Raw genomic sequence first — 5,890 nt, 5'->3', positions numbered from 1 at the left:
AAATTCGAAAAATGGGCCTATACTGTACCCTACACCATGCGTAACCCTTTGTATCATTGGACGCACATGGAACTTTCGCGGTACTTTGACTGTGCCGACCTACTCTCGGAGAAAAATGCATCATCCATATACATATCGGTTTCGGATACGCTCAATACTCCCGAGTTCAGTTGCCGTAACCTGATGTCAAAAATGAACGTAGAAGTGCTATGTACGACGGAAGATCCGACGGATACATTAGAGCATCATCAAAAGCTGGCCGAAAGCGATTTTGGCACCAAGGTCAGCACAGCTTTTCGGCCAGACAAGGCCATTTTTATCAACAGCGATAGCTACAATTCATATATAGATACCCTTGGGGATGTTTCAGGCGTTTCCATCGACACCTATGACGCGCTGTGCGATGCCCTGAAAAAGCGTATTTCCTTCTTTCACGACAACGGTTGCCGGCTCTGCGATCATGGTCTGAACCATCTTTCCGCCGATGATTTTACCGAGGCAGAGGTCAAATCCATCTTTAAAAAACGCAGGGAAGGCCATAATCTATCGGAAGAAGAGGCAAGCAAGTTTCAAAGTGCCCTGCTTCTGTTTCTTTCGGAAACCTATCACGGTTTCGGTTGGGTACAGCAATTTCATCTGGGCGCTTTACGTAACAATAATGGCCGTATGCTAGAAAAATTGGGGCCCGATACGGGATGGGATTCCATCGGCGACTACCAGCAGGCAGAAAGCCTATCGAAGTTTTTGGACACTTTGGACGGTAAGGACAAACTGGCCAAGACCATCCTCTATAACGTCAACCCCACATTTAATGCGGTCATGGCCACTATGATCGGTAATTTCAACGACGGTAGCGTAAAAGGCAAAGTACAGTGGGGCTCGGGTTGGTGGTTCTTGGATCAAAAGGATGGAATGACCGGGCAGATGAACACGCTTTCGAATATGGGACTTATAAGTTGCTTCATCGGAATGCTTACCGATTCGAGAAGTTTCTTATCCTTTCCCAGGCATGAATATTTTCGCCGTATTTTGTGTAACCTTTTTGGAGAGGATATCAAAAATGGGGAATTGCCCAACGACATGGACTGGATCGGCAAATTAGTGCAGGATATCAGTTATACTAACGCTAAGGAATACTTTGATTTTTGATGAAACCGTATCTAAAACATGTCGTTTGTCTTCTGCTCGTATTGGGGTCGTACTCCTGTGATGAATTAGCTGGAACGCGAACCATCCGTTTGGGCCATGGTCTGGATACCGGCCACTCGGTACATAAGGCGATGGTCAAAATGGGCGAGAACCTTCAAGAGCTCTCCGGAGGAAAAATGGTCCTGAAAATTTATCCCAGCCAACAATTGGGCACCGAACGGCAATGCCTTGAACTGTTGCAGATCGGCAGTCTCGATATGACCAAGGTTTCCGTAGGTACGCTAGAGAACTTTGCGCCAAAAATGAAGGTCTTGGGCCTCCCCTTTTTATTCCGTGACAGGCAGCACTCCTTCGACGTACTTGATGGCCCCATCGGGCAAAGTTTGCTGAACGAAGGGCAGCAATATTGGCTCAAAGGTCTAGGGTATTACGATGCCGGTAGCCGAAGCTTCTACACAAAAGACCGGCCCATATATAACCCTAAAGACCTCGAAGGATTGAAAATAAGGGTGATGGAAAGTATTACCGCCGTAAATATGGTAAAAGAACTTGGCGGTTCGCCGACCCCTATATCTTGGGGCGAACTTTATACCGCCTTACAACAGGGCGTGGTAGACGGTGCAGAAAACAACCCGCCCAGTTTTTACCTCTCAAGACATTATGAAGTATGTAAGTTTTACACGTTGGACGAGCATACCGTACTGCCCGACGTATTGCTGGCTGGCACCTACCTGTGGGAAAAGCTTTCCGAGGAAGAACGGGGCTGGTTGAAGCAAGCCGTTGACAATTCCATCGGATACCAAAGGAAATTATGGTTGGAATCTGAAGAAGAGGCCCTTGCGGAAGTACAGAAAGCCGGCGTGGAGATAATTAGACCCGATAAAGAATTGTTTTCCGAAGGAGTAAAGGAAATTTACGACAAGTATAAAAACGATACCGAAATGTATCAAATGATACAGGATATACGGGCAACGAAGTAACCAACCCATCCAACAAATGCAACTACGAAAAACAATCGATAAAGTACTGGCGAACGCCTTGGTCATAATCATGGCTGTAATGGTGGTGAACGTGTTGTGGCAAGTAGCCAGCCGGTTTCTTTTGGGCGCCCCCAGTTCCTTTACCGACGAGTTGGCCCGATACCTTTTGATCTGGATCGGCATCTTGGGCGCTGCCTATGTTTCAGGCCAAAACTTGCATGTGGCCATCGATGTGTTGCCGAAGCGTCTCAGTGAGAAGACGCAGAAAAGGTTACGGCTTGTTGTTACATGGTCTATAATCCTATTCAGCCTTTGCGCCTTTGTCATTGGCGGAGCTAGGCTCGTCTATATCGTGTATGTGCTCGACCAACATTCCCCCGCACTGCAAGTTCCCTTGGCCCTGGTATATCTGGTCATTCCAATCAGCGGTGTTTTGATCATCTATTATAAACTTTCCGATCTCCTAAAAAAGTAAGTCCCATGGAATATGCGCCCGTATTGGTCTTGGTCATTAGTTTTGTCATCTTTTTGGCCATCGGAACACCTGTAGCATGGAGTATTGCTATATCGTCGGTATTGACCATGCTGGTAAGTATTCCTTTTTTACCTGCCTTCACTACGGTATCGCAACGTATAGGAACCGGGCTGGATAGTTTCGCCCTGTTGGCCATACCCCTCTTTATACTTTCAGGCGAACTTATGAACAAGGGGGGCATCGCCCATCGCCTGATAGCCTTTGCCAAGACCTTGGTAGGCGCACTGCCCGGTGGATTGGCATTGATCAATATTATATCCGCTATGTTAATGGGCGCCATTGCAGGCTCGGCCATGGCCGCGGCATCCGCCATGGGAAGTATCATAGGCCCGGAAATGGAAAAGGAAGGCTATTCCCGGGAATTCGGTGCGGCAGTAAATATTACAGCGGCCACAACCGGACTAGTAATCCCCCCAAGTAACGTATTGATCGTCTATTCGCTGGCCAGTGGCGGTGCGTCGATAGCTGCGCTGTTCCTGGCCGGATATATTCCTGGAATACTTACCGGACTTTTCCTAATGATCGTGGCCTCTTTATGGGCCAGAAAAAAAGGATTTAAACTGGGAAAGCGAAGTTCGTTAAGGGAGATTTTCAGGACCTTTATTGATGCAATGCCCAGTCTGCTCATGTTGGTCGTTGTCATCGGCGGTATCGTAGCCGGTATCTTTACGGCCACTGAAGCTTCGGCGATCGCCGTACTCTACAGCCTGATACTCGGATTTATTTATAAGGAAATTACATTCCCGAAACTGCCAAAAATTCTATTGGATTCATCGGCCACAACCGCCATCGTAATGCTTCTTATCGGCACGTCGATAAGCATGTCGTGGGCACTTTCTTATGAGAACATACCACAGGATATCAGTTCCGGTCTACTGAATATCAGCGATAATAAAATTATTATTCTACTGATTATCAACTTATTGTTGTTGTTTGTGGGCATTTTTATGGACATGACCCCCGCCGTACTCATCTTTACCCCAATTTTTCTACCCGTAGTAACAAAATTGGGCTTAGACCCCGTTCATTTTGGAATCATTATGGTGCTTAACCTTTGTATCGGACTCTGTACGCCGCCCGTCGGATCTGTGCTGTTCGTAGGTGTCGGTATAGCCAAAACTACAATCGAAAAGGTCGTGAGACCCCTGCTTCCACTTTTTGTGGCAATGATCATAGCGTTGATGCTGGTCACTTATATTCCAGCCTTGAGTTTATGGCTGCCGAGTCTGTTTGATCTGTAGAGGAGCCCTTAACAATATTCTAAAAAAGGCGCTTTGACAAAGCAGCATCATAGGGCAAGTCTAAGAAAGTTTTAGTCCGGGGAAACACCACCATCTTTCAGGTCAATTATAAAATTCATGGCCGGCTCGCCATGCAATTGCTTTTGAAAAATACTTCCAAAGATCCATAATTCATGAAAATTCGGGTTTTCCGGATTATTTTCTAGTGATTTCAACAGCAATTGGTACTGCTTTAACCTGTCTTTCCCAATATCTCGTACCGCCAGTTTATCGGCATTGCGCAATCGGTAGAAATCGTAGATAAGATCAAACCCTGTCCAATCTTTGAACTCTTTTGCTTGCAATCCTTCTATGCTTAGTTTTTTTTGCACACTTTCGCGTGCCTCGTTCCAAAGGGGTGAATCGGTACCGAATTTCAAAAACTGCCTTAATCCATGCCTTGAAAAGGTCTCGCCGGTACGTGAAAGTATTAAGAGCTGTTCACCGTTCATCTCTAGGAAAAAATCCTGTACGGAGGGTGGCCAATCTTCTGGCAAAAATCGTAATCGAACCAGTTCCTTTAAGTGCCAATTGGTATATTCATGATAATTTTTTGATTTCAACACATTCTTGTCCCATATCGTTTCGGATGTTAAACTTTCCAAAAAACGATGTTCCTGCCCATATAATTCAAAGAATTCGCTAAAGCTGGGTACCGAATCTAAAACCACGGTCTCTATTTCAATAGTGTCGTCGGTAGTAATCGTTGCAATCTTATAGGCCGGTTTATAGGCGGCTAAGGAAGGTACTTGGATATTGACCAGCGTATTGCCTGACGCCGATTCGTAGATTCCAGTATCGTTCAAATGCATGTGGCCACCGATGTGCACTTGTACTCCAGCGTCTGCAAAGACCTCAGCTACTTTTTCATCAGGAATACGGTGCGCCTGTAGGGCGTTTTCTCCAAGCAGTTCGGCAATCTTCTGTGATGCCCCATCATTAAAATCGACCATGGGGTAATGACTGAACGCAATCAAGCTCTTACCCAATTTCTTGGCTTTTTTTGCGACTTTCTCCGCCCATACCACCAAATGTTTTTTATGCTCCAAAACTTCATTATATCCTATCCCGGCACCCTGAAACTGGTTCGGTTCGTCTGCGGAAAGATATACATTGCCATCCAGGGCCAATAGCCATAGTCCGTCGACCGGCTCTACCAGATAACTGACATCGGGTACGGTCATCTGGCTGCCCGCAATAGTATAGTTTCGATTTTTAAGATGGGAAGCTTCTTTAGCTTTTTCGAGGGAATAATTTTCGTAGTTGTATTCCGAAAAAGGGGTTTCCCAATACCTATATGTCTTTTTTGGGAAAAAGCCATGATCTTGGAGTCCATTTACTACCCCAGCGTAACCGAGCGCCTTGATATCTTCACTAATAAGTATTGGATGCTCCCTTTCGGGGTTGGAAACGTACATCCCATCTTTGCTCATTATAGGCTGGGCTTTGCCTCCTTTTCCCAAAAAGTCGGATTTACCCGCCGGGATATCAAAAGGACGGTTTGGGTCATGGTTGCCCGTGGTCAAGAAAAACGCCATATCGTGATTTTCCGAATATTCCTCAAGTATTCGGTTCAGACCGCGAACGTTTAGGGGCTGCCCGTCGTCGCTAAAATCTCCGGGGAGGGCGATCAGTTTGATTCCCCTTTTCACGGCATCGTCCAAAGCGGCCCGAAAAGCGAAATAGTTTTCGTTGAAGAGCCGGGTCGAATGCAGTTGCGCATCCATGGTGCGAATCAAGGCATATTCATCGGTCTTCGGATTTCTTATGCCTCCATAGCCGATATCCTTTAAAGTGCCATGAATATCGAGCAGATGCACGTCGGACATAAAGGCGATACGCGTACCTGATTCGGTATTAGCATGTTTTTCGGTGACGTTCTTTTCAGAACAGGAAGCGAACAGAAAAACAAAGTATAAAATTACTTTTGACGTACACTGCATACT

5 protein-coding genes are annotated in these 5,890 nt (G+C 46.0%); 4 read left to right on the top strand and 1 reads right to left on the bottom strand.

What is annotated here, in order from left to right:
• The 4 genes from uxaC to ACEW8S_RS05200 all read left to right on the top strand — a co-directional run.
• Positions 1-1,149: glucuronate isomerase (gene uxaC / locus ACEW8S_RS05215; RefSeq protein ID WP_373517124.1), on the top strand; the 1,149-nt coding region annotated here is incomplete at its 5' end.
• Positions 1,149-2,129: a TRAP transporter substrate-binding protein gene (locus ACEW8S_RS05210; protein WP_373517123.1), complete on the top strand. Its 981-nt coding sequence runs from the start codon at positions 1,149-1,151 to the stop codon at positions 2,127-2,129. The genes uxaC and ACEW8S_RS05210, both read left to right, overlap by 1 nt.
• Before the next feature lie 16 nt (positions 2,130-2,145).
• A complete protein-coding gene (locus ACEW8S_RS05205) occupies positions 2,146-2,604 on the top strand; it encodes a TRAP transporter small permease (RefSeq protein ID WP_373517122.1) in 459 nt (152 codons plus the stop codon).
• Between the two features lie 5 nt (positions 2,605-2,609).
• Positions 2,610-3,905 carry a TRAP transporter large permease gene (locus tag ACEW8S_RS05200; RefSeq protein WP_373517121.1) on the top strand — a complete coding sequence of 432 codons (1,296 nt, stop codon included), beginning with the start codon at positions 2,610-2,612 and terminating at the stop codon, positions 3,903-3,905.
• Positions 3,906-3,976: 71 nt separating this feature from the next.
• On the opposite strand, the gene ACEW8S_RS05195 is transcribed toward ACEW8S_RS05200, so the two are convergent.
• The coding region (locus ACEW8S_RS05195) for a metallophosphoesterase (RefSeq protein ID WP_373517120.1) at positions 3,977-5,890 on the bottom strand (1,914 nt) is incomplete at its 5' end.

Origin of the sequence: Pricia sp., assembly GCF_041745955.1 — a bacterium.
In the GTDB taxonomy this organism is placed as follows: Bacteria; Bacteroidota; Bacteroidia; order Flavobacteriales; family Flavobacteriaceae; genus Pricia.
The sequence above is the reverse complement of the archived record's forward strand: the minus strand, read 5'-3'. Positions and strand labels throughout refer to the sequence as shown.